Annotated in this window: 16 protein-coding genes and 9 pseudogenes; 12 read left to right on the top strand and 13 right to left on the bottom strand. The window is 57.9% G+C overall.

Going from position 1 to position 24,353, the window contains the following annotated elements; genetic code table 11:
* Nucleotides 1–82: 82 nt before the first annotated feature.
* Nucleotides 83–1,417, bottom strand: a complete 1,335-nt coding sequence (hemN, locus tag AOQ71_RS34290; RefSeq protein WP_057756803.1) for an oxygen-independent coproporphyrinogen III oxidase — start codon at nucleotides 1,415–1,417, stop codon at nucleotides 83–85.
* A 728-nt stretch (nucleotides 1,418–2,145) separates the two neighbouring features.
* Between hemN and AOQ71_RS45630 the strand changes: the two genes are divergently transcribed.
* The gene (locus AOQ71_RS45630; RefSeq protein ID WP_157083757.1) at nucleotides 2,146–2,382 is read left to right on the top strand and encodes a hypothetical protein; all 237 of its coding nucleotides are present in this window, start codon (nucleotides 2,146–2,148) and stop codon (nucleotides 2,380–2,382) included.
* Between the two features lie 627 nt (nucleotides 2,383–3,009).
* Here AOQ71_RS45630 and AOQ71_RS50460 read toward each other — a convergent pair.
* Nucleotides 3,010–3,351 carry a hypothetical protein gene (locus AOQ71_RS50460; protein ID WP_430648671.1) on the bottom strand — a complete coding sequence of 114 codons (342 nt, stop codon included), beginning with the start codon at nucleotides 3,349–3,351 and terminating at the stop codon, nucleotides 3,010–3,012.
* A gap of 364 nt (nucleotides 3,352–3,715) precedes the next feature.
* Entirely contained in the window at nucleotides 3,716–3,955 is a 240-nt protein-coding gene (locus AOQ71_RS45635) for a hypothetical protein (RefSeq protein WP_157083758.1), read from the bottom strand.
* Nucleotides 3,956–5,982: 2,027 nt separating this feature from the next.
* Here AOQ71_RS45635 and AOQ71_RS34295 point away from each other — a divergent pair.
* Together AOQ71_RS34295 and AOQ71_RS34300 are read left to right on the top strand one after the other, a co-directional pair.
* Nucleotides 5,983–6,828 carry a P-loop NTPase family protein gene (locus tag AOQ71_RS34295; protein ID WP_057756806.1) on the top strand — a complete coding sequence of 282 codons (846 nt, stop codon included), beginning with the start codon at nucleotides 5,983–5,985 and terminating at the stop codon, nucleotides 6,826–6,828.
* A 6-nt stretch (nucleotides 6,829–6,834) separates the two neighbouring features.
* Nucleotides 6,835–7,734: a P-loop NTPase family protein gene (locus AOQ71_RS34300; protein WP_157083759.1), complete on the top strand. Its 900-nt coding sequence runs from the start codon at nucleotides 6,835–6,837 to the stop codon at nucleotides 7,732–7,734.
* A gap of 794 nt (nucleotides 7,735–8,528) precedes the next feature.
* Here the strand turns inward: AOQ71_RS34300 and AOQ71_RS44215 are convergent.
* The 3 genes and pseudogenes from AOQ71_RS44215 to AOQ71_RS34315 all read right to left on the bottom strand — a co-directional run.
* Nucleotides 8,529–8,801: pseudogene (locus AOQ71_RS44215) on the bottom strand (transposase zinc-binding domain-containing protein); the annotation flags it as partial.
* 11 nt (nucleotides 8,802–8,812) lie between these two features.
* Nucleotides 8,813–9,250 carry a site-specific integrase gene (locus tag AOQ71_RS34310; RefSeq protein ID WP_245317321.1) on the bottom strand — a complete coding sequence of 146 codons (438 nt, stop codon included), beginning with the start codon at nucleotides 9,248–9,250 and terminating at the stop codon, nucleotides 8,813–8,815.
* On the bottom strand, nucleotides 9,247–9,426 hold the full coding sequence (locus AOQ71_RS34315) for a site-specific integrase (protein WP_057756812.1): 180 nt from the start codon (nucleotides 9,424–9,426) through the stop codon (nucleotides 9,247–9,249). The genes AOQ71_RS34310 and AOQ71_RS34315 overlap by 4 nt, the downstream gene beginning before the upstream one ends.
* 1 nt (nucleotide 9,427) lies before the next feature.
* Here AOQ71_RS34315 and AOQ71_RS44220 point away from each other — a divergent pair, with 1 nt between their 5' ends.
* From AOQ71_RS44220 to AOQ71_RS50465, 3 genes and pseudogenes are all read left to right on the top strand, one after another.
* Nucleotides 9,428–9,682 (top strand): hypothetical protein, encoded by a 255-nt coding sequence (locus tag AOQ71_RS44220; protein WP_245317322.1) that lies wholly within the window; start codon nucleotides 9,428–9,430, stop codon nucleotides 9,680–9,682.
* A gap of 472 nt (nucleotides 9,683–10,154) precedes the next feature.
* Entirely contained in the window at nucleotides 10,155–11,717 is a 1,563-nt protein-coding gene (locus AOQ71_RS34325; RefSeq protein WP_057756816.1) for a carboxylesterase/lipase family protein, read from the top strand.
* Between the two features lie 236 nt (nucleotides 11,718–11,953).
* Nucleotides 11,954–12,266: pseudogene (locus AOQ71_RS50465) on the top strand (IS110 family transposase); the annotation flags it as partial.
* Between the two features lie 62 nt (nucleotides 12,267–12,328).
* Here AOQ71_RS50465 and AOQ71_RS34330 read toward each other — a convergent pair.
* The 4 genes and pseudogenes from AOQ71_RS34330 to AOQ71_RS49075 form a co-directional block, all read right to left on the bottom strand.
* Nucleotides 12,329–12,800 (bottom strand): annotated as a pseudogene (locus tag AOQ71_RS34330) (transposase); the annotation flags it as partial.
* Between the two features lie 171 nt (nucleotides 12,801–12,971).
* Nucleotides 12,972–13,253 carry a group II intron maturase-specific domain-containing protein gene (locus AOQ71_RS34335; protein WP_057756818.1) on the bottom strand — a complete coding sequence of 94 codons (282 nt, stop codon included), beginning with the start codon at nucleotides 13,251–13,253 and terminating at the stop codon, nucleotides 12,972–12,974.
* Nucleotides 13,254–13,406: 153 nt separating this feature from the next.
* Nucleotides 13,407–13,867, bottom strand: a pseudogene (locus AOQ71_RS44230) (ATP-binding protein); the annotation flags it as partial.
* A 306-nt stretch (nucleotides 13,868–14,173) separates the two neighbouring features.
* A pseudogene (locus AOQ71_RS49075) lies at nucleotides 14,174–14,711 on the bottom strand (helix-turn-helix domain-containing protein); the annotation flags it as partial.
* 186 nt (nucleotides 14,712–14,897) lie between these two features.
* Between AOQ71_RS49075 and AOQ71_RS50050 the strand changes: the two are divergent.
* The 5 genes and pseudogenes from AOQ71_RS50050 to AOQ71_RS34370 all read left to right on the top strand — a co-directional run.
* Entirely contained in the window at nucleotides 14,898–14,996 is a 99-nt protein-coding gene (locus AOQ71_RS50050; protein ID WP_347336725.1) for a hypothetical protein, read from the top strand.
* A gap of 1,276 nt (nucleotides 14,997–16,272) precedes the next feature.
* Complete coding sequence (locus AOQ71_RS44245) at nucleotides 16,273–16,671, top strand: phasin family protein (protein ID WP_083514709.1); 399 nt, start codon at nucleotides 16,273–16,275, stop codon at nucleotides 16,669–16,671.
* A 171-nt stretch (nucleotides 16,672–16,842) separates the two neighbouring features.
* Nucleotides 16,843–17,673 (top strand): hypothetical protein, encoded by an 831-nt coding sequence (locus AOQ71_RS34350; RefSeq protein WP_057756822.1) that lies wholly within the window; start codon nucleotides 16,843–16,845, stop codon nucleotides 17,671–17,673.
* Nucleotides 17,674–19,238: 1,565 nt separating this feature from the next.
* Nucleotides 19,239–19,409, top strand: coding sequence for a hypothetical protein (locus AOQ71_RS44250; protein ID WP_157083761.1), 171 nt, complete (start codon nucleotides 19,239–19,241; stop codon nucleotides 19,407–19,409).
* Nucleotides 19,399–20,241, top strand: a pseudogene (locus AOQ71_RS34370) (recombinase family protein); the annotation flags it as partial. The gene AOQ71_RS44250 and the pseudogene AOQ71_RS34370, both read left to right, overlap by 11 nt.
* Nucleotides 20,242–20,267: 26 nt before the next feature.
* Here AOQ71_RS34370 and AOQ71_RS44255 read toward each other — a convergent pair.
* Nucleotides 20,268–21,087 (bottom strand): annotated as a pseudogene (locus AOQ71_RS44255) (IS3 family transposase); the annotation flags it as partial.
* Nucleotides 21,088–21,332: 245 nt separating this feature from the next.
* A pseudogene (locus tag AOQ71_RS34380) lies at nucleotides 21,333–22,305 on the bottom strand (IS110 family RNA-guided transposase).
* Between the two features lie 610 nt (nucleotides 22,306–22,915).
* Here AOQ71_RS34380 and AOQ71_RS44260 point away from each other — a divergent pair.
* Nucleotides 22,916–23,155 carry a hypothetical protein gene (locus tag AOQ71_RS44260; RefSeq protein WP_245317323.1) on the top strand — a complete coding sequence of 80 codons (240 nt, stop codon included), beginning with the start codon at nucleotides 22,916–22,918 and terminating at the stop codon, nucleotides 23,153–23,155.
* A 193-nt stretch (nucleotides 23,156–23,348) separates the two neighbouring features.
* On the opposite strand, the pseudogene AOQ71_RS44265 reads toward AOQ71_RS44260, so the two are convergent.
* Nucleotides 23,349–24,156 (bottom strand): annotated as a pseudogene (locus AOQ71_RS44265) (IS630 family transposase); the annotation flags it as partial.
* Between the last annotated feature and the right edge of the window lie 197 nt (nucleotides 24,157–24,353).

Genomic DNA, 24,353 nt, shown 5'->3' on the forward strand with positions numbered 1-24,353 from the left:
GCTCTCATCCTGCTTGTCGCGCCCTAACCGGAATGAGTTCCGGAATGGCGGCAAATAGTGCGGCCTGTCGAGGGACGCTATGCTAGCTGGGTGCGCGGTAAGGATAAGCGTCGAAGGCGGCAGCAACAGATCGAATCAGAAAACGATGTTCATGCCTTACGCGGATCAAACCGTCTTCGAAGTCCGCTATCCCGTCTTCAACGAGGAGCGCCAAGCGTTCAGCTGAATCGAGGAAAGAAATTGGATCAAATCCGTGGGCGGCACAGATTGCCGGCACGTCGGCCTCCAGATCACACATCAGCCGTTCGATGATTGCGCCTCGGACGCGATCTTCCGAAGTGAGGTAGCAGCCCTTCAATGTCGCCAGACGGCCAGCTCTGATCTGCCCGCTGTAAGAGCCCTCGGTAACTTCGTTCTGGACGTAGCCGTCCCCCAATCGCCCAACAGCTGACGGCCCGAAGCCGATCAGGGTCCTACAGGTATCTGCCGAGTAGCCCAATGAGTTCCGCCGCAGACGACCAGCCTTCTGCGCCAGTGCGAGCTCGTCCTCAGGCAAGGCGAAATGGTCGAGCCCAACTTGGCGATAGCCGGCGGCGACTAGTGTATCGGCCACGGCCGCGGCCTGTTCCGCGCGGGCGCCGTTATCTGGTAACTTCGCCTCGTCGATGAGGCGCTGATTCTTCTTGAATGAAGGAATGTGCGAGTAGCTGAAGACCGCTAGCCGGTCTGGACGCATGGTCGCAGCTAGTGTCGCAGTCCGTACGCAAGACTGCACCGTCTGCCTTGGAAGACCGTAGATGAGATCGAAGTTAATACCGCTTATTCCGTGCTCGCGTAGATTTTTGACTGCAGCCGCCGTCTGCGCCTTAGTCTGAACCCGGTTGATGGCCCTTTGAACAATGGGATCAAAAGTCTGCACGCCAAGGCTCGCGCGGCTCACTCCGGCTGCGCCTAAGGCCTCTGCCATCTCTGTCGTGAATGCACGCGGATCTATCTCAATGGCGATGGTCGCAGATCTGCTGAATGCGAAGCGGAGACGTAAAAGTCTCATCAAATCCAGGAACTGCGCTGGCTTGATAAGGGTAGGCGTTCCTCCGCCGAAATGTACGTCGCTCACAGGTAATTCTTTGGGTACTTTCTCCGCGATCAAACGGATCTCTTCACGCAGCACAGTCAAATAATCGAGAATAGGTGCGTCCTGCAGGGTCACGGCGGTTGGAAAGCCGCAATACCAGCAATTCGACCGGCAGAACGGAATGTGAAAGTAGAGCGACACAGGCTCGCAAGGCGCCAGGCGCCTCAGCCACTCCTCATAAGCCTTGGCACCGACGTCAGCGGAGAACTGGGATACCGTTGGATAGATCGTGTACCAAGGCGGCTGGGAGTCACCAAACCGTTTTAAGATTGGCGACTGCAAAGGTTGCTACCCCGTGCCTGCAATCGCGTGGCCTTAGCTGCAATCGCTCTAGATTCAGCACACTGCAATGACGCGAAAATCGTCGTTCGCGTGCCATGCTCTATTCTCGCTCCCTTGCTGGAGGAATGCTCGCCAGCGTCTAACCGACGAAAGTCCGTTTGTGCCTGATCCTGACTAACCTTACATCCAGTGTCCTCGCCCAATTTCGGTGCCCCGGATCCTTCGCCCGGTCTTAAGCGCTGCTTACGATGAGTGAGCGTTAAAAGGGATGATGAACTATTGAGCTCTGGCCTCGATGCATTCGCTGTCGAGTCGGAGCCGAATTTACACGAAGCGGGCAAGCGCGTTTGGAAAGAGGGGCATAAGCTGCTCGATGGCGACGACAGATCAGCCACTATTGTTGATCCAAAAATTGAACGCGTGGTCTCGAGGGCGCTAACTGGCGAGTAGCCGCGCTTGCGGGAGGCCTCCTCAGGCGCTCGGACGAGATTTTCAACAAAAGAATAATCCGATCTGCCCAAGTTGTCGATGAAGTGAACTTTCGTCTTTACGCGCAATCGATCACGTTCTCCAAGCGTCAAGATTGTGGATCGAACTAAGGACTTAGAGTGCCATTCAACCTGTAGGATTCCATAGTAGGCCTCGAAACTCTCCGTCCGCGCAGTGCCCCAATCGCAGTCGGTCGGAAGGCATCTGCTCCACGCGCGAACAAGGATTTTGTCGAACTGATGGTCGACAAGTATCTGCGTGATGATACCGGTGCTCTCCTCATTGTACCATTTTCCAGCAAACTCGGTCATTGTCGCGCCGCCGAGATTGCGTGGTGTCAGTGGGTTGTTCTGCTCGCCAAATGCTGGCCGGACAAGCAGGAGCGCGGCGAGCGGCAAGATCGCGGACAATTGCAACATCCTCGTTTTCCTGGTTTGACCTTCGAAATGTTGGCAACAACCGTGCCAACCAGCTAAACCATAAAATGGGGTTTGAAGTGGATTTCGTGTCTGCAGCTCACAGATGCTTCGTCGTAAATCCGACAATCCACACCGCCAACAGACAGCGCGTGCTATGTCTTCTTACTTTATTGACGTGATCTGATAGCTGCCCAAGTGCTTACTTATGGCATGACTGGATCGTGTGACGAACTGCCGAAGCTGCGCCTACGCAGGCCAGAAGGTTTCTGAAGGCCGCGGCATCACTAGATCCCTTGAATCAGAGCGGAGGTATCGCGACCACTTGCGCATCGTCGCGGCGCGAGGCTGGCACGTAGAGAGCCTCAGCGTCCATTCTTCCGTGTGTCCGCAAATTCGCTGATGGGGTTTAGCCACTTGCCGATCACCTACTTACGAGAGGCGCAACCGCGGCATACCTCTTCGCCTAAGCTTGCTTTGCGGCCATTGGCCTTGCCAGCGCTGCTCGACGTTTATTCGGAAGGACAGCATGACGCCCTTCACCGAATCCAGTGATCCGGAAAGGCAGAAACGGCTATTCGAGAGGCTGAAATCGTAGGGTAAACGAAGCGAGCTTAGCTACTCCTCACGCTGGCTTCGTGCTCCAGCCACCGAATTTAGCAGCTCCCAAATCCGAGCGGCTTTGGTTTAGTTCATTTGAAACAGGTGGGCCGCTTGAGCATCGCAGCGACAAACAGCTTCAACGGCTGCACTTCCCCAGTTAGGGTGCGGCGTTCGACGACGCGCAGAAGCGTGCCCTTGCTCACTGGCAGCATTAGCCGTCTTGCGAAGCCGCCTGCGGCGGACCGCCGAGCGCCTGACCAAGGTGATGGACGATAGAGTCCAGCCTCGCCGTACGTCGCGCTGATGGAGCCCATCGGCGAAACGCTCAGTGAGGATCGGGCGTCCGCACAGGACGGCGTCGCAGCGGAAGCGGCGGGCGATCACCAAGAGCTCTACGACCCGCCCGCATAGCGGCAGAGCGGTCACGCGTCGCCGATACTGGCTATGGATATACCGAGAAACGGTCCCGCATGATGGTCACAGGCCGACACCTCCGGACGTCCGGACCATGATGACGGCCGTATCGCCCTCGTAGCACGCACTCTCTACAACAAGCCCATGCGGCACCAGACGGGAGCGGTGGAGTGCTTACTGCATGGCGCTGGTTCTCCCCAATCAATGCGCAAGAGATCCCTCGAACTGCATCAAAAGCGAGTCAATGCCAATTTTGCATGCCGAATAACACGAAATCGTCGAAGCCCGCAAAGCGGGCCCGGCAGTACAAGTGCTTTGAAACGCAGCTTGGTATCCAGCCGATGGATGACCAAACGATCGAAAATATCGAGAAGGACTAGAAAATATCGAGGAGGACTATAAGCAAGCAATCGGCAAATTCGGCGCGGCGTTTGGAAACAGCTATGGTTGGGTCGCCGAAGCCCTGGGCAAGGAGAACCCGACGATCGCCGACATTCGAAAAACAGGGACTTGAGGTGATTGCAGCGCTGCCGCCCGCAATTGCTGCTACTCTAGTTGATGTCGCCGCCGATGGCTCGATCCCGATAACGCCAATTTTTGTCACACGGCGCCGCATGAGCTCATCAAGCGGTCTGCCGAGGGTGGATATCCGACAGAAGCGCTTTCTATGACAATAGCCGTATTCCAAGTGTTGGACCACGGCGGCAGTGTGGCCTGTCTACATCCTGAGATTGCTCTGGCGTTGTGCGCGCAAACGCCCTCGCAGGCAAACGCCGCCGAGGAGCGGCTCCTCACGCTCACGCCAAAGCTGTTTAAATGGATTGCGTTGCATGTCCCATCGCGACCGTGTCCCTCGTGAAATCGGGGTTGCGTCAGGGCGCAGCGGGCGTAGGTTTTCCTCCTCAAAGTGGTCGATTTTCTGCGGGGAAATGTCCGTCTCCGGAGGAGATCGACAGGGCGTCAGCGCCATGCACCGTACATTGAGCGAGGACATCAAGAAGCGCGGCGATCGGCGTCTTTCCGATGCGGAAGCCCGTCAGCGACTTTCTTGGGATCCCTGCGGCGATTTTGGCGTCGGCGCTTTAACGCAAGCTTCTCGAAGCAAGTGGCATCGATCTATCCGATATCGACGAAAACACAACAGTCGGCGAAGTGGGTGCGCGCGGCGCGTTTCGCGGCAAATTGCGGGTGGTTAACCGCGTGACGCAATTGCCGTGGGACAAACTTAAAGCCACGGTGTCTGCAAGGCGATTCCCGTCTCAATCGTCCAACCCAGTGTCGATAAATTTAGGGCGGATGCCAATGAATGGAAGGGTAGCGATTTGAACGACGCGCATTTCAGTTGTTGGCGGCCTATGCGGATATGACGTATGTCGACAAGCGGACGCATCAAGCGATGCGTATTGCGAAAGAAAAAAAGGTCGGAATTTGCAGTGCTGGTGCGGCGGGTACTCTATTCCGATATTCCTGCGCAACTCACTGCGATGGCGCCTGACGCGGAATTTGCTACTGCTAGCTGCTGTATTTTGATGCCGCCCGGACGCCTACACTCCATGCGTATGGCAGAGCGTCGGTGTTCGATTTCATAGCGGCCGATTGCGGGAAGCTTGAAGTTCACCGCACTTTACAAGATGGAGCTTGCGGCCTCAAACGACGATGGGTTGCTCTGTCTGCAAGCGGCTCACCAAATGTCGGGCGCCCATCGGACGCACGGGCAGGTAGAGTTTGAAGTATTTCATAGCAAACTATCAAGCGCAGGCTTTATGCGTAAATTTAATTTCAATCGCGCTAATTAATCGCGACGGTTTTCTACGATGCAGCCCTTCGGGAGCTACCTTGAGCGTGTCTTTTGCGACCGATTATTCGACTCCAAGCCATTCCTATCGCCTCCGAGCGGTAAATTTTGCCGAAGCATTGTTTTGAGGCAGCACGTGCGAGACGGGGCAAATCCTCGGAACTCAGTTAAACCTGATGAGGGACGGCAACGGACTAGCTGTCCCGGCACCGGCCTCTCTTGGTGTGCCAGCCAATTCGGCATGCACCGGATAGGCCCGAGAGCTCGCTTGCGTCTCGCGTGTTCACCCATATCCCAGTCAAGGCGCCCTTGCCTGTTGTGATGGATGGGGCGTTTCCGGAAAACAGAAAAATCAGTCAAAAGAGGCGTCGGCAGAGCCGGGACCGGTACTTGCACAGCCGCAAACTTCATGGGCTGATCAGGAAGAGTCGGCAAAAAGCCCTTTCCTCGGCACAGGCATCGGGTAAACTTGCGACCCTACGTTGTTGATGGGCGGCCGGCTGAAGGACGGTCGGATGGGCGATGCGGTCGGCCGGCAGTTTATCTGCCGATTGGGCGGCAAATTTTTCTGGGAGCGTCGTTTCGCGGCCAGCAGCTTCGGTCCTCGGCGGCGAGCTGCACAATACAGTTCGAGATCGGCCTGAATGTTGACGAGTGATGAAATCGACTACGTTCGCTCGCAGCTGAACGCAAGGCATGGGGCTTAGGGCGCGATCCGCTCGATACTTACCTCCGCTCTTCCTCAGAGACTTTGGTCGCAGGTCCCTGACGGCGGGGCCGTCGATCCGCTTTACACTGCAGCCATCAATGCATGTATCCTGGACGGCTTTTACAAAAAGCCTCCCATCATGGCCCGGTTTCTCGAGAGGCTCGTTCCGGGCGACGCCAAGATCGAGCAGATGATCCAAAAGATCACCGCCGCATCGGCAGTGGATCCGGCCATTCCCGACCTGTTCGGCTCGAAGCTGCTTTTCAAGAGACTTCCCTTTCTTGGTCGGGCGGCTGTGCGCGACCACTTCAAGGCTCTCATGGAAGATGTCCCCGAGCAGCCCATCGTGGTCATCAATGGGCCGTCCGATAGCGGAAAGACCTACACCGCCGAGTTTGTCAGGCACATACGCTCTCGTTATCCGCAGATCATTTCCTGCCACATACGGCTTCAGAAGGGACAGGGCGAGACCATCGGGGCCGGCGAACTGGCAAGGGATATCGCCACCCAGCTAGGTGGCGACCTGGGTCTGCTGCCCAAAAAAGGAGATACGAACGCCATCAGGTGGCCCCAAGAGCTTGCCAACACGCTTGTCACGTTCGCAGCGGCAACCCACAAGAAGTGCTGGATCATCCTGGATGGCTTCAACGATAAGGAGCTCGCCTCTTCGCCGGACACGCGACAGCTGATTGTCACCTTGTCGCACGTGATCACTAACGGAGCAGCGCAAACCCTTCATCGTTTGATTTTGCTGGATTTTTCTGCAGGGCATCTCCTGAACCCTGTCGGCACGATCGCCATTGAGAATATTCCGGGACTTCCCATTTCAAAGGTCGAGGAATTCGTCAGGGAGTTTGCAGCCGCAAGACCGCCTGAGGAAGTCCAGGCATTGATCGAGAAGGTGAAGTCCGGCCTACCGGATCCTGTCTTAAACCTGTCCGAGGTCGGTCGACGGCTGGCCGACCTGGTGCAGCTGGTCGGATAACACACCATGCAAAGCAAAAGGCTATCAACCGCGAAAGTTTTGGCCGAGCTCGATCGCAGAATGACGGCGCGCGCAACCGAGCAGATCGGCGAGGCCATCTTCCACGTTCTGTTTTCCGCTGCTGTCCTTCATGTCTTCGATCCCGCGACGCTGGTCCCATGGAATGGACTTTCCGTGCGGGTCGATCCCGTCGAGGCGGTTTTCGACTACTCGATGCCTGCTATCGGTTTCAGCCATCTCCGCTTGCGCAGCCTCAAGCCCGAGGTCAGAAGGCGGGCGCTTTCCTGGCTCTGGCAGTACGGCGGTCGACCGGCCATGCGGGGGGTTCTGGAAGCGAACGATGCTTATCCGACGGATGTGCAGGTGATGTTCGCAAAATGGCTCAGGGAAGAAAGTCCCGAGCTCTCCGCCCTGTCATTCGATGAGCTTCGCGCGCTGGGTCAATTGTATGATTGGGGTCTATCCGAATTCGGCGGGCTGCCTGAGCGGAGCGTGTTCGACAGGGTTGTGCGACGCCGGTCATCGGTGTCCCTCTTTGAGCACCTCGTGGATGAAACGTTTGTTGGGCGCGAGACTGAGCTCCAGGCTCTTCGCAATTTCGTTGGTGTGGTTGCACCTTCCATCTGGGAGAGGCTGCGTTCGTTTGTGGGACTGGAGTCTCAGCCGCCAATGGTGCTCTGGGGCCCAGGCGGAATCGGGAAAACGGCTCTTATCGGCAAGTTTCTTCTCGAGCACGTGAATGCGCCGCAATCGGGCTGGTTTCCGTTCTCATATCTGACGTTCGATTCCGAGACGGTCGACATCCGCGAGCCTTTCACGCTTCTGGTGGCGGTCACCAGTCAGCTCGAATTTCAAGTCCCGGATGGCTCGGCTGGCGATTCAGAGTTTCCGAAGCCGCGTAAATGAATACAGAACGGGGCGGGACAGGCTGCGGCGAAGAGCAAGCGTCACCCGCAACCGTTCCGCGGATCTATCCAACGCCGAGGAGACTTTATACCGTTCGTTCGGTTCGATGCTTGGGGAGATTTCCCAGGCGGCGGGTGAAGAGCAGGGGGCCTCGCAGGTACCCGTACTTCTGGTCTTCGACACATTCGAAGAAGTCTTCTACCGAGCCCAGGAAGAATTCCTCGGATTGTGGCGGATGCTGGAGAATGCGCAATCGGCATTCCCACGCATTCGGATCATCATCTCAGGACGGATACAGCCCCGCGCTTCCTGGAGCTCGAGCGTCAAAGCCGTGGAGCTTCCACTTGCGACGTTGAGTGCACCGGATGCGCAGAGACTGCTTCTGAATTTGGGTGTCACCGATCCCACCGTTGCCCAGGCGCTTGTCCGTCAGCTCGGGGGAAGCCCATTGACGCTGAGGCTCGCAGCACGCGTTGCCGAATCAGAGGACGTTACCGCCGGAATAAAGGGAGTGGAGACGCGCCGCTTCTGGATATTCAGTGTCGCACAGAGCGTTGTGCAGGGCCAGCTGTACAGGCGGATACTCGACCACATCCATGAACCCGAGGTCCGCGCTCTCGCCCATCCGGGTATGGTCCTCCGGCGTGTCAACGTCGCGATCATCCGGATGTCCTTGCACCGATATGTGGCCTTGGCAAAATCGATCAGGATCGGGAGGTCGCCGCGCACTACACAACTCCAGCACTCCATGCGGGCCTGCAAGAAGACGCCATCGGCCCAGACGTACACGTATCGAGAAACTCCTCCCGCCGAGCCTCGATCCATTCCGCTCGGGCGAGCCACTGACACTTGGGGCAACTGCGGGAACGGCAGCTGTTGTAAGCGATCCGTCGTTCACCACAGCGGTCGCACTGTTCGACATGGCCTCCGAGCGCTGAAGTTCGGAAGCGCTCGATGGCAGTCATAGCTGCGCCTCGTTCGGTCGATAGCGAGGTCCAGTGCTGCTCTCGCCAGGCAGCACCGTAGCGACGGAATATATCCGCGACCTCCGGACCTGATCGGCCCATGAGGCTGGCCGTCAGAAATGTTCGGGCGTTGGTGGCGAGGAAGCCTTGGGGATTGGACGCGGCAGCAGTTCAAGCGGGCTCGTCGCTACGCAAACCTTGTTGGTGGCGATCGTCAGAACCCGTTGGGAGACGCCGACCGAGGCGGGATCGGCGGCAGCGACGTGATGGAAGAAGGATCGGATCGCGGCTAGTCGGGCGTTGCGCGTTGCGACGGAGTTGTTCCGCTTCTCCTCAAGCTCGTCAAGAAAGGCGAGAACGAGGTCCCGATCGAGATCCTCAAGGGCCAGCGCCGCCGGCTTCTTCCCCAAACGGGCGGCGGCAAAGAGGATCAGCATGCGCAAGGCATCGCGATAGCGGGCCAGGGTCGCGGAGGTGGCGTTGCGCTGCTTTGTCAATCGACGACGAAAGTACGACTCCAGGAGCGGCGCCGGCAGGAGGTGTTCGTTCATGCCGCGCCTCCGGCGAGGAAGGCGCGCTCAGCCGCGATGGCGAGGAGATCCGACGAGCCGGTGAGGTAGTAGGCTGTGTCGCTATAGTTGGCGTGGCCGAGGTAGGTGGCGAGTAAGGGCAGCAGCGCTTGGACGTCTGCGCGCTGTTGGTGCCACAGCTTGAGCCCGGGAAACACGGTGTCGCGCTCACGGGCGTATCTGGTCGATCAAGAGACTATCTATGCGCCAAGGCACGGCAACGACCTCCTGCTGCTCGGGCTCAAAGGCAGCCTCAACGAGTACGAGCTGGATCTGTTGCGCCAGCGCTCGCTCTCGGCCCGCTACGAGAAGGCGCGGCGGGGCGAGTTGGTTGTGACAGCGCCCGTCGGCTTCGTGAAGGCCGGCGGAGGCCGGCAAACTGGACCATTTTTGGCTAGAGTTTGCGCTGCGTAAATCTCCTCGGCTGGGAGGAGCGGACGACGATGAAGGCCTCGAACTTTTCGTGCGATGGGCGGATTTGCGACCAGAACCACCGAATGCATCCATGAGCTTGCTGCCATTTTCCGCCGCCGACCCTCGGCTCGCTGAGCCGACGCGTGCCTACGTCGTTGGGCGTGGTGCAAGTCGCACCTCTGATTGCTGTGCTTGGCGCGCAGTTCACTCGGCGCAGCAAGTTTGTACCATCGCTTGACGGCTGTGCCGCCGGATCTGTTGCCGCGCCGGCCAAATAGGACTTGGCATTGTAAATGCTTCAACAACACACTGTAGCTAGGCCGCATTATATAGGCCGTCTCTATGCAGGAGTGTTTCGGTGCGAACCAAGTCAATCATAATGATCTTATTGAGATTTGTGATGTTCTCGACAAGTGCCGTGGCAGCGGCATCGGACGAAACATGTCCCGGATGCGTAACACTTGAGGGAGGAATGGCAAAAGGGGTGATCGAGGATGGGATCCTGAGCCTCAAAGGAATTCCCTACGCGGCTCCGCCGGTGAGCGATTTGCGATTCCGCCCGCCATCTTTGCCTAATCATTGGCAAGGAATTCTTGAGGCAGCGAACTATCGGACGATATGTCCACAAATTGAGGATCCGCTCGAAAACTATCCCAAAGCGGCCATAGCGCATGAAGTTGTCGTAGGCGGCGTCAACACTCGTTTGTTCGAGGATGAAGATTGTCTATACCTGAATGTCTGGAAGCCTGCGAAGCAGGTCAGGAATCTGCCAATCATGATCTATCTTCCGGGCGGTGGCTTCATCGTCGGTGGCGCGTCGGACATTTATAACGGGGCAGCACTTGCTCGAAAGGATGTGGTCGTCGTCACGATCAACTACCGTATCGGCTTCCTGGGATTTGCGGAGCTGGGGGCACTCGATTCGTCCTATTCCGGTAGCGGCAACAACGGCCTGCGCGACCAGATCGCCGCGCTGGATTGGGTCCGCCGCAACGCGTCGGCGCTCGGCGGGGACTCTGATAATGTCACGGTATTCGGTGAATCGGCCGGTTCGATCTCAATCGCCGCACTCCTCGTGTCTCCCTCGCTAAAAAAAACATTTCAACGGGCGATCCTGCAGAGCGGGGCCTACAATCTAATTCGCACCAGGAGATCCGCGGAAGCGGCGGCGAAAAAGATCATGGACGTCGGATCCTTAAAGACCATGGCCCACATCAAAGCGGCGCCCGTTCGAGATCTATTGCTGCAGGCCCAGGCTACCGGTGAGCCGGATGGTGTCTTCGCCCCCATCTCAGATGGTTCGTTGGTCGCCCTCGATCCTGCCGAAGCATTCGCCTCCGGAACGTCGAGACATGTTGAGATCATGATTGGCGCGAATGCAAACGAAATGAACTACTGGGCAATGTATGACAGCAAGTTCCGCAATCCGTACGTGGAAGACACCGATCTGGGCGCAAAGATCGATGTCTTCTCTATGTTACCCTCCATACGGGACACCTCAGAGGAGGAACGGGAGAAAGCAAAAGGCAAGCTCAGGCGCACCTATGAGAAGGTCCTTGGGATAACGGATCAAAGAACAATCGAAGCGGCGCTGGTTGATGACGTGGTAATGACGCAACCGGCAACACACCTGGCTGAGCGCCAATCGGCCTCGGGTGGCAAGGTGTGGCTCTATCGCTTCACTTGGCATGTGCCACCAAAGTATCTCGATCCTGCGCTGCCCGCTTTGGGCGCGTTTCATGCGATTGAACTTCCATTCATGTTCGGAACCGCCGATTTTAGCCAAATTCCAGGTGGTCCTGCCCTGTCGAAGGCCCCAGGCCCGGAAATCCTTCGGCTGACTAATCAGATGTTGACCGCGTGGACGAACTTCGCAAAAAAGGGAGACCCCAATGGCGATGGCGTGCCGAAATGGCCTTCCTATGATACAAACACACACATTCTGATGGTGTGGTCAGCGGATTCTAAGGCGGTTGCGGATCCCGACCGGTCACGCCGTGAAATCTGGGAGAACTGGCACTTCAATCCTTATTAGTTCACAACCCGACCGCCACAGCAATCTACCGCGGTCGCGCTTCCGGGCCATGCTCGCGCGACATCCGCTGCCGACAGCCAAGATCGTCCACCAATACGCCGTACCGTGGGCGAAGCTTGCGTAGGCGCCTCGGAGATGGGCGACGCCGCTTGGCGGCGGCGTCACCATTAATGGTGATGGTCCGCCCCGTCCTCCTCCTTCACCATAGGAAGGTCAGATCAAAAGAGGAGAGAATCATGGCGCATCGCAATTTGCCGCGACCGGCGGCTGTCTATGGAATCGACATGGCAAGAACCTGTTCCACGTCGTTGGCCTGAGCTGCGACGGCACACCCATTCAGAAAGTTCGCTTTCGACAGGACATCCTTCTTCAGTTCTTTGCGCGCACAACCAAGCATAGTTGGCATGGAATCCTGCGCCGGTTCACAGTGGCTCGCCCGGAACATACAGGCACTTGGTCACAAGGTGCGCCTGGTCCCCGCGCAATTCGATTAAGTCAAACAAGAACGATACCATCGACGCCGAGGCGATCGATGAGGCCGCGACGCGACTGAGCTGGTCCCGATTGTCTGAACAGAATCTCCGCATCGATAAGTGGAGCGTCTGCCGTGGTTAGGCTGCCATGCGGAGTGGCAGTGGGTTGAAATAGGCTTGATCCGGCGTGCTGCCGTCAAGGATCGAGTGGGGACGTCTGGTGTTATAAAAGTCGAGATATCGGCCGATCGAGTTGCGCGCCTCGCTGACGCTGTCATAGGCCCGCAGGTACACCTCCTCGTATTTGACGCTGCGCCATAGCCGTTCGACGAACACGTTGTCCCACCAGGCTCCCTTGCCGTCCATGCTGATCGCAATGCCGTTGTCGGCGAGCACGCCGCTATAAAAGGCCTGTCCGGTGAACAGGCTGCCCTGATCGGTGTTTGAAGACGTCCGGCTTGCCGTGACGCGCCAGGGCATCCTGAAGCGTCTCGACACAGAACGTCGCCTCCATGGTGATCGATACGCGCCACGACAGCACGCGGCGGCTGAACCAGTCGAGCACCACCGCCAGATAGACGAAGCCGCGCGCCATCGGGAGTGGAGTAAGAAGCGCGAACGCGCTTCTCCTCCCCGAACCGTACGTGCACCTTTCAGCGCATACGGCTCTCCGTTCAAGCTTGGCCCATGGCCATAGCAACATCATGATAGTGCGAGATGACAGTGCTGCGGGCTTCTTTTCGGAAATGTAGGGATTTTCCTCCGGATTGCGCCACCGGAATTACGCCTTCGGACTTGAGACAGGCCTGTAGAGTGCTTTTCCGTGCGGTCCGCCCCGTTCATTCCAACCAAACACGAGCCAGGTTTTCGCCTTGCCCGGTTCCGGGGCTCGATACCATTTCCGCATTAAAGGTTTGATGCGAGATCGGTATTTGTGCCCCAGCCAGTGCGCCATTTTCCAGAATACGACATGGTCGATGCGCCGGAATACGTGCGCGGTGAAGTCGGTGAACTTGTAGAACGCTGCCCATCCCGCCAGTTGGCGGTTCAGGCCAGCGATCATGTCGACCGTACTGACACTATGATGCGCATTCCGACGAAGTCGGCCGTGTATTCCGAGCGAAGCCGGCCGCCTATACCGATTGAAGCCGGCCGGGGATTCTGATGATCCCGGCCACCTGATGACGACGTCGTCGCGAGAGCCCGCCTCACCAGGTCAGTTGGTGGGCTCGTCGTCAAGCTTCTGCCGCTTGGCTTCGGCTTTGCGCAGGCTCTCGCCCTTGAGTGTGAGCCTGTGGGCGTTGTGCACGAGGCGATCGAGGATGGCGTCAGCGATGGTTGGATTGCCGATGATCTCGTGCCAATGCTCGACCGGGAGCTGGCTTGTCACCACGGTTGAGCGCGGCCATGGCGATCCTCCATCATCTCCAGCCGGTCACGTCGCTGCTCGGCGGTCATCGGGGCAAGTCCCCAGTCATCAAGGATCAGGAGCTCGACGCGGGCCAGGGTCCTGAGGAGTCGAGCATGGCGGCCGTCGCCCCGCGCGAGGATAAGCGCCTCGAACAGCCGCGGCAGCCTCTGATAGAGGACGAAGCGGCTGTCCCGGCAGGCCTTGTGGCCGAGCGCGCAAGCAATCCAGCTTTTGCCGACGCCGGTTGGGCCGATGATGAGCAGGTTCTGATGCCGGTCGATCCACTTTGGCGAAATCCAAAGCTAGATTGCGATCGTTCGCCTCTGACGCACCAGGCGTAGTCGATCCGGTTAAATTTCGTTCAATCATTCGCTGCTGCAGCTTTGCTCCATGAAGATCATCCGACCGATCATCGTGGAGGAAATTGCCATCGAGAGGCTACGCTCCGATAGCTGGCTGGCCACCAATGTTCAATTATATGGAGGTGGGTGATCAGTATAAAGAAAGGGGGAACGAGCTATACGAGGGCGTGCCGATTCAAGTCCACCTCGCTACGATCGGCTTGCAGATCGAGCGGTGCCGTTGCGGCGGTACTCATAATCGTAGCGCTCGCACCTTCCCCGTTCGGGCGGAATCGGTGCACCTCGCCGATGAGCTGGACGGGGCCTCGTCGAAGCGGACGAGCGGTCGCCCGGAATCAGGCGCTTCAGCATATAGAGATCAAGTACATCTTTCATGCGGGCGACGCACTCGCCATCGACATAGAGAATGCACCACATATCCCGTGCGCCACGGCTTGAGGTCATTCTCGGCAAGCCGGCGACGCTCGGTCGTGCCCGACAACCCGTCATGATCAGAGAGCTTGACCATCGCGTCGGCTGGCAGCGCGTCCCGCGCCTCCGGCCGGCGGGCGCTTGGTCCGGTTGACGGTGGAGACGCTTACTCTGACGGTCCGGGCAATCTGCTCGTCGCGGCCGCCAATATCGGCTGCTAGTCTAGCAAAATCTGCGCCCGCTCGATCTTACGGCGGTATGTTTGCCGCCACTCAGCATCCAGGTCAGGTTGTCCCGCTCGGCTTGGCTTAATTCGATCCGGGTACCGTACATTCATTCGTTTCCTCCCTGTCGGACGCCATGGACGAATCAATCGATGAGTCAAAAATCAGACGCGCGCTTTACCGAGAAGTAGGGCCACTACCTGGCTTTCATCTATACCTACTCGTGCATGTTCTGACGCCCCCCCGCCGAAACCGACATGCAGCGCCACTTCTGCGCCAGCCCGCCTTCAGTCCACCAGATGATTGCGACCCTCGAACGAAATGGACTCATTTGCCGTCGAGCCGGTGCCCCAGAAGCATCGAAATCCTCGTGCCCCCAGACAACTTGCCGATCCTAACCTAGCTCGGGATCAAACCGTCAAAATCACTGTGACGAGCTACTAGGAGTATCAGCCTCATTGAGCTTGCCGAGTTATAATAGTGACTTTCGGTATCGTGCCCGCGCAGATCAGCATCGGAGATCGCACGATTTTTCGGCCGTTCTTTTAATCCTTTTATTCAATGGGATCGGCCTCTATTTTGGCTACATATTCTCATCATCAGTGTTGGATCTGCAGAAGTGGCCGGTTGCTTTGTATTGCATCCTCTGGTTTTGGTCTCTTGTTCAAATAGCGCGCCGACCGAGATGGGCTTGGACCGCCCTCCAGCCCTTGGAAAGTGCATTGATGAGGGACGCCAAATAACGCCATGGCGTCCCTAAGAGGGTTGTCTCTACATCGCTCAACGTGCAATTAAGCTCCGTAGGGTGACCAGAGAGAACATTATGATGGCTAATACTCCGATGAGCGATCCGAGCCCCTCGACAATCACGATCATGACAGCTGGAGCCGGCTGCTGCTTACTACCGATCGCAGAATGAATGAGTAGCGATGGTGCAGTGACTAGAAAGGCGGCGCACGTCACGCAAAATAACCGCCATGACGCTTTCAACATTCTCTGAGATTTCCCGAGGACAACGCCGTTAGCTGGGATAGTCATTGTGTTTCTCCTCTGCCGATCTGCCCGCTACGAGCACGATTGCTCGCATGCCACACGCGACAGAGGAGTTCAGCTAACTAGCGCTACCATACCACAGGTTGTAAAACGTGTCCAAAAGGCTCGGTGACGAGCGATGGCCCGCAGTCTCGCTTGAGAAACGAGCACCGCCATCAACGCGTCAACTCCTTCCAATGCGCTTTCACCACAAGGTTTGTTGCTTGAGCGGCTTACGCGCTACGCTTCTTATTAGCGTTTGCGTCATCAATCGATTTCTTCAAATCGAGCAGCATATTCTTGACCCATTCCATTGACGTTTCGAGCGCTCAACCGGCACGCCGGACTGCAAGGCAAGAAGGGCAAACCGGTCTTTCTCCGGTCGCGCTGGGAGGCGGTCAGACGCGTCGGTATGTGCGCGAGAAGTGGCCTGGCCTTCAACTGCTTTCCAGAATCGTTAGCGAACTTCACATTGTTCCTTGAGGACTGAGGCTTAAGGAAGGTCTGCTTCTCCCTCACGATCGAACGCTACCAGATAAGGCAGGTGTGACATGTTGAGGGTGGTGGTACCCTCGGAAGCTGCTGATTGAAACTGAGCAGCGAGCCACTGAGCACGCAGAAATCCTTTCCGGGAGAGATCGGATGACCGCGACTATACACGAAGATGAGAAACGCCAACGGCGAGCACGTGAGCCCGAACTGGCCGAGGCGTCACCCCCTGTAGCAGGTGGCGCGACTGATCGTCTTGGAGAAAAGGACGCAGCTGCAGCGCGCCTTTCATTTACGTTTCCGGAATGGCAAAAATCAATCGAAGCGACAACGAACTTGTTCGCCGCGGCACTGAATGACACGTTAAGATTGGCTGCTTCCTCTCTGCACGACCAGGCTGCTTTTCTGAGAGCTCTTGCCGACTCGAAAACCCCGGCTGAGCTACTGAAGTGCCACCTGGATTTTGCGGAGCAATCTTGGTCGAAATCGTTCAGCGAAGGCTCAAAGATATTGGATCGTTTGAAACATGTCCGTCGGCCTGCGGTAAGTTAAGCAATCGGCCACGCGTGAAATAGGGCCGACGGCGCGCTATTCCCTCCGGACTCCGATCCCGAACTGAACGATCCCGACACGGTCTCGTGGGAATTATCGCCATGCTCCATAAGTCGCCGCCGCCCCCCAAACAACAACGGATATAAGAACCACCTGCTCGGGGAAGCGAAAATGATCGATAGGCGCGTGCTTTTGTTTTGTCTCGGGCTTGGTCTCTCTGTCGGCTTTGTCGTATGGTTCATTTTTCCGGGCGGGCTGGCCGGTAAGAGCGATGGTGTTCGTACGAGCGACAATCCGCTTATCGACAAGGTCAAATCAACTTGGCGAGCGCAGGATGATGAGACAGCGGAGCAAATCTTCACTAAGGTCTCAAAGGTAGCACACTTCATCCCCAGGGGATGGGAGGTTGGTCAAAAGACCGACTCGGGCGAGCCAGTTATCTTTTCGTGGGCCAAACACCGGGCCGATAAAACAAACGAACAATATACTGTGACCTGGGTGGTGGCGCCCGATGGCACTGTGAAAATTGTGGCACCTTACGCAAAGCCGATGGAACTCGGCTGGCAGGCGTTCGCGCTCTCGCTCATTACGGACGAAGTCACAAACGAGGAAAGCGGCGTGAACCGTCACTTTCTGCATAGTCCCGCTAACTTCAACTTCGTAACCACTGCGCAGGGCAAGTTGGGCGATCTTCTGCGGCGTGGCCGCTGTTCTATCGGCGAGCCGGTTGGAGTGCATTACTCGCCAATGATAGATGAGCAGCAAACCGCGAAGGGCGGCCTCTGGCGCGTCGAGCTTTCGGTCGACTGCAATGTTCCCGGACCTAGTTATTTCACCCGCGACGGAGTCGTCATTTTCGAGAAGCGCGAAGGCCAAGATTGGGAGCCCCAATCGTTCTTTGCCAAGCTTATCGCCACGTATGCACCCGGCTCATGGTTTGAGCTTGCCGGCCCGAAAGATCAGGAAGCGTTCGAGGCAGACAGGAAAGTGTTGTCAAAATGACGTTCGCTGTCGATACGTCGATCGTCGACGATGATAAATCGTTCAGGGCTCACTTCCTAGGTCGCCAGCTTGGTCTCTTCGACGCAGAAGCCGCCATATGGCGGCTTTTACGTTATGATTCTGCCGTATCGTCTTTGCTAATAATACTGCGTGGTCGCCCACGCGTTGCCCAAAAGTGATAAAGTCTGACTAATCCCGGCTAACTTGAGTACGATTGAAAGCCTCCGATTTTGGCTCTACTTCTGATCTTTTCCCTCTTTTGGGTCCATTTCCAAGCTCAAATCACAGCTCGCAGATCTGGGTTCGATCCCCTATGCGGCTCTACCGCAAAGCAGGCTTCGTATTCGGTTCCACGAGGGCTGAATATAGGCCCGTGTCTTGGAACGCCAGCCCGATGAAGTCTCCCTGTCGCCAGATGAGGCGACAAGGAGAGCTGGTGCGAAACCCATCGAAAGAAAGCGAAAACTCCGTCGGCAAAAGCGTGAGTCCGTTAAGCTGAATGCCAGCGCCTCTACTGGATAGATCACGCACCAGGCATGGCTCGGAGGTGATGTGTCCTGGAATTGAGAGAAGAACCTCTCGCCACACCGACTGCCTTTCGAGGGACCGCCGGGACCAATCCTTCCCTTCCCGTTGACGGACCTTTTCTTGCAAATCCTTTAGCTCTCGGTACTGTCGCTCCAGGCTCATGTCCTTCATTCTCCGTTATTCTTGTTGGCGCTTCCCACATGATTCCGAACTCAACAACCATCGCGATAACTTTTGTAGAGCGATCCTCAGGTTGAGGGAATTCCGGACGACTACCGTTTGTGGCCAATCGTTATTTCGCGGTTGGGCCCGTAGTTTTCCGGGCATTGGATGGCACTGCTGGCCTCACCTGTGGAGAGAGAGACGACAATGGTGCAACGACCATGGCTGGCCTGTGGCCGCTCGCCGTGGTCTGAGCCCCTCGCTTCATCCAGCAATGGAAAGAGTCCCGGTTGAATGTGAGCCCAAGGGGCTCGGTGAAGCAACGGGGCGGGCGCGGAGCCATCGGCATAGCGCAGCGTCCCGTCCCGTTGCGGCCCAAGAGCGTTGCGTTTGGCGTATTCGGTCGGCGTGAGGTTGCCCAGGGCGCTGTGCGGCCGGGCGTTGTTGTACAACAAGGCTCAAGAACGCCCACAGGACCGTTCTTCGCGAGGTTCTTTATCGACATCATCCCTGGTTTGGTCGCCGAGTTTGCGTTCATGGAAGCGTCGAGAAGGCTGATGATGTCGCTTTATGCTGCTCTCTTGATGGATCACAAGCGGATCGATGGTTGGAGGTTCCAGCATGGATGTTCGATCGGGCGGCATGCCCTGACGCTGAGCCTTTGACAGCTCAGCCGTTTGTCAGCATTGACGCACTTGCGGCGCTCTCTGCGCTTCTCGATCTGGCGCTGAAGGATCGAACGCCATCAGCTGCCCTGCTTGCTGGCGCATCCAGAGCCTCTCACGACCAGAATCGGCGAGAGACTCATGTCACGGCAGACAGCAGTGCCGGCGGGCGGATACCGACACAATCGACTACCGCGGCCGCAGCAGCAGATGGATCTGTTCGGGAGTGGCCCGTCGAACGGCGCCATCGGCGCGCCCACATGGCTGGATCTGCCCGCAGAAGCGCGGGCAGCGCTCACGAGCCTGATGACGCAGTTGATCCTCGACCATGCTGCGATGACAGCGACGCCGCGCGCGAAGGAGGTCGATCATGATCTCTGACAAGGTCAGGCCTCATCATCTGGAGCGCAAGGCGATTCTTTACGTGCGTCAATCTTCGGCCCATCAGGTGTTGCACAATCGCGAGAGCAGTGCGCTGCAATACGCCATGCGAGACCGGCTGACGGCACTCGGGTGGTCAGAAATTGAAGTGTTCGATGATGATCTCGGTCGTTCAGCCGCCGGCGGCACACAACGCGCCGGATTCGAGCGAATGGTGGCGGAGGTTTGCCTCGGCAAGGTTGGTGCGGTTTGCGCCCGCGAGGTCTCGTGCTTCGCCCGCAACAGCCGGGATTGGCAGCAACTCATCGAGATGTGCCGCGTGGTCGATACCGTTCTGGTCGATCAAGAGACTATCTATGCGCCAAGGCACGGCAACGACCGCCTGCTGCTCGGGCTCAAAGGTAGCCTCAATGAGTACGAGCTGGATCTGTTGCGCCAGCGCTCGCTCTCGGCCCGATACGAGAAGGCGCGCCGGGGCGAGCTGGTTGTGACAGCGCCCGTCGGCTTCGTGAAGGCCGGCGACCGTTATGAGAAAGACCCGGATCAGCGTGTCCAGGAAGCGATCAAGCTGGTGTTCGACAAGGTCGAGGAACTGGGAAGCGCGCGACAGGCGCTCTGCTGGCTCCACGAGTACAATCTCGATCTGCCGGTGAAGCAGACCAACGGCGACACGGCCTGGCGGCGACCAAACTACTCTGCCATCCACCGGATCATTGAGAACCCGGTCTACGGCGGCGCCTATGCCTATGGTAAGACAGCTGTGGCGGCGGGATACAGCACCGCGGGCGTGAGCGTGAACATCCGCCGCAAGGCGCGGAACGAATGGCTGACGCTGAAGCCCAACACTCATGAAGGGTATGTGAGCTGGGAGAAGTTCGAGGCGATCGCTGGCCGGCCGCGCCAGGCAATGATGACATCGAGCTCGCGTGTGACCCGCAGGCCCGGCAGCGAAGTATCGGCGACGAGCGCCAGGCATTCGCGGTGAAGTCGTCGACCACAGCCAGAATCCGGAACCGTCGGCCATCGGCGAACGCATCCGACAGAAAGTCGAGACTCCAGCGCTGGTTGGCGCCTTGCGGGATCGCCATTGGCGCCCTGGTGCCGAGCGCCCGTTTACGGCCGCCACGCCGGCGGACTTGCAGCCGTTCCTCGCGATACAGACGTCGAAACTTCTTTTGGTTCATGACCAGCCCCTCGCGGCGCATCAGCACCAGCAGACGACGGTAGCCGAACCGGCGGCGGATCGCCGCCAGCTCGCGCAGGCGGGTGCGTACGGCCGCATCATCGGCTCGCCCACTGCGATAGCGCACCGATGCGCGGTCTGCCCCCAAGGCTTTGCACGCCCGCCGTTCGCTCATCTCGAAGGTGGTCCGCAGACGAGCGACGGCCTCTCGCCTCGCGGCGGGCGTCACCATTTTTTTGACGCAACGTCCTTGAGCATGGCGTTGTCGAGCATCGCCTCGGCCAGGAGCTTCTTCAGCTTGGCGTTCTCGTCCTCCAATGCCTTCAGCCGCTTGGCATCGGATACCTCCAGGCCACCGTACTTGGCCTTCCATTTGTAGAAGGTTGCGCTCGAGATCCCGTGTTTGCGGCAGACATCAGCCGTCGCCACACCCGCCTCCTGTTCCCGCAAAATCCCGATGATCTGCTTCTGTATTTTCGGTCTGCTTCTGTCAATCCCTTAAGAGCGCGTGCCGCGGGTACCTTGCTTCTGTTCGTGGTCGGCAAAGCCGCCACACGATGGAATTCGGTTGAATGGTCGGTTCAAGCTCTTCGGCGTAGTCACCCGACCTGGAGGGCGGACGCCACGACAGATCATACGAACTCGACCATCCCCACGCCCCGCGACGGGCGTCTCTTGGGATGACGATGGCGTCCTTACGCCACCGCCGTCCATCGGAATTCGGTTCCATCAACCCACATTCAGTGAAGGACGACAGCCATCTTTCTGGCCAGCGCGACCTTCGCACGCTTGCTTCCTTGGCGGGGGGCAACACGCACCGCCCAAGCCTTCATCGGAGACCATCGGGTTGATGGCCTGAGAACGACGTTGGCAGCTTCGAACAGGGCTGTGCGCGTCTCTCCATCTCCGACTTTTGTGATCCGTCCCACCCGATCAACCTCGCCAGATTGGTATCGCCGGGGCGTCAACCCGTATAGGCGCCGACGGATTGGGAATGCAGGAATCGCCTGGGATCGTCCACAGTGGAGCGGAAGGTCAACGCAGAGACCGGGCCGATCCCTGGCATCTCATCAAGAGCCGACAAGCCGGGTCACTGCGCACGGCCTTCAGAACCAGACGATGCAGTCGGGCGTACTCCCGCATCAGCGCTTCGCGTCCGGCAAGCAGTGGATTCATGATCGCCTCCAGCAAGGCGTCATCGCCGACCAACTCACGAACTCGCGTCGCGAACAGAGTCCGCGAGACGATTCCGACTTTGAGACCGAGCGGACGCAGAAGTCCGCGGATGACTTGCTCTGTGGCAGCGATGGAGCGGACGATATGCTTGCGAGCCGCGGCCAGCGTCCGCGCCCCTTGGCTGCCGATGCTCTTGACGTGAACAGGCTTGAACCATCCCGTTCTCACCACCTGCGCGATCCCACGGGCGTCATTCCGATCGGTCTTCACCGGCATGGCCGAAAGCGCCGCCTTAACTTGGCGGGGTTCCAAACTGACGGCCGGCAGCCCCAGTTCGATTAGATTTGCGGTCAGCCATTCTGACGTCGGTCCTGCCTCAAGGCCCACCCGTTCAACTTGACCAGCCCATGGTTCGAGGTACTGCACAATCGATGGCGCGTCCGCCAACGTCGTTCCCTCCCGGATAAGCTTTCCGGTCTCGTCCACCGCACATACCGCAACGGAATTCAGCGAAACATCGAGGCCGACGTAGATCATGACGTTTCTCCTTCGGATAGAGTTGATCCATGATCGTCAGTCAAAACGTGCCGCGCAGCAAATAGGTCAGGCGATCGGGACCGAATACCCCATCTCTTCTGTGAACCGACTTGGCTTCATGGTCCATCTCCTCAGAGGTGACGGACTCTACCCATTCTTGGAGGAGTTTGCGGGGCTCAGACCAGCCGCAGAAAGCATTGTCAGTGGCTGGGTGGAGGCGTTGTCTAAAGACGATCGTGTAAGGACAAAAGTCCTGCCAGTGTGGTCCTTCAGTTTGTCAAAAAGCAGGATTGAGCCGAATGGTAATTGCCACAGCAAGGCCGGTAAATCTTCATGAGACCCCACCATCCTGGTAGGTGCGCCGCAGTTCGCCTTCGGGGATAATGCCTTATAGGGACCGTCGCTCGTAAGGGAGGAAGCATGTGAAACTGCCCACCAAGATCGCTAGCCTCAAATCAACGGCAGGAGACCGCCATCCAACCCGCTAGAATAGTTTCCGCGATAGCCATGACGGCAGTGGCAGCCGCGGGCGCGTTCTTTGCTATCCGCCTTTTGATTCGATTCTACGGATAGGGTCCCGCCGCTCCAGCTCCAGTCGAACCGATCATAAATGGGCCGTATCGTGATGGCGAATGAACAGGATGTTGTCATTGGACGTATTGCCGAGATCGAGATCGACAAGTCGGCTGCCATCATAGTTGAGCAGATGGATGATGAAATCTCCATTGCCATTGCGGGCGTCGTCGGCGTTCACCTCCAAGTGACGCCGGGGCAGGCACGTGAGTTATCTCGATCCTTAGCTGTGGCCGCGGAGCATGCTGAAAAATTTCGCGCGTCAGCCAAGACGTAGTGGTGCGCGCCCCACTATCACTGTGGGATTTCGGTTCAACTTGCAGTCAAGGCAATCTTATATCCGCGGCCGTTCGGCCACGGTGTCGCGTTGCTCTGCCCGGGTCGAAGGTCACTGATGCTGCCCTTCGACGAATATCATAGTTTAATCCAAATCTTAACCGAAAGGTAGTTTTTGTCTCTAGTACCCGGAATCAGAGCTGAGTGATACGTCGGCCTTTGAAGCGACGTTGACGGACCTTTTTCTTGGTCCAGACGAAGGGCTCGGCTCTTTCGTTGTATGCGTTGACGTAGGCATCGATGTGATCCTGAAGTTGCTTGAGGCTTGTGAAGGAGGTGCCGCTGAGCGACTGCCCCTGCAGGATCGAAAACCATACCTCGACCTGATTGAGCCAGGACGCACTTGTCGGCGTGAAATGAAATTGCACGTTGGGATGGGCCTCAAGCCAGTCCTCGTTCTTTTTGTGGGTGTTGAGATTGTCGAGAATGACATGAAGCTTTTCGGCCCGGATAGGCCTCGGTGACGCTGTTTATGAAGTCGAGAAACTCGACCCGGCGACGGCGCTTCGAATGCGTCGCGACGATCTTTCCGGTGGCCACCTCAAGCGCCGCAAACAGCGTTGTCGTGCCATGCCGCTTGTAGTCGTGGCTCTGGCCCGTCAAGGCGCGGCCGTTGGGCAGCTTCAGATAGCCCTGCGCTCGTTCCAAAGCCTGGATCGAGGGCTTCTCGTCCACGCATAGCACAATCGCCTTCGCGGGCGGGGCGACGTAGAGGCCGACAACATCGGCGGCTTTAGCCGTAAAGTTCGGATCGTTGCTCTCGCACAAGGACTTGCGAGCCACCAGGTCCATCTTGTGGCTGCGCAGGAACCGCCAGACATATTGGACGTCAACATCACCCAGCGCCTCGGCCAACAGAGGGCCGGTCCAGCGCGCGAACCCTTGCGGGGGCGGCTTGTCCAAGAGCTTCAGAATCCGCTTGTCGGTGGTCTTGGTGCGTATTCCAGGGATGGCGATCAGCGATTCCAGGCGATCGTGATCACGGTTTCCAGACGATGGTGATCACTTGCGGAGGCGAACACGACTGACGTGTTTATGCGTGCTGGAAATGGTCTTCCTGGTCAAGACGGGCGGGATGGCCTGGAGATCGGTCCAGCGGTCCATAGTAGGGACCCGCGTGCGGCGCGGAGTGGCCCCCA

Origin of the sequence: Bradyrhizobium manausense, assembly GCF_001440035.1 — a bacterium.
Lineage (GTDB): Bacteria > Pseudomonadota > Alphaproteobacteria > Rhizobiales > Xanthobacteraceae > Bradyrhizobium > Bradyrhizobium manausense.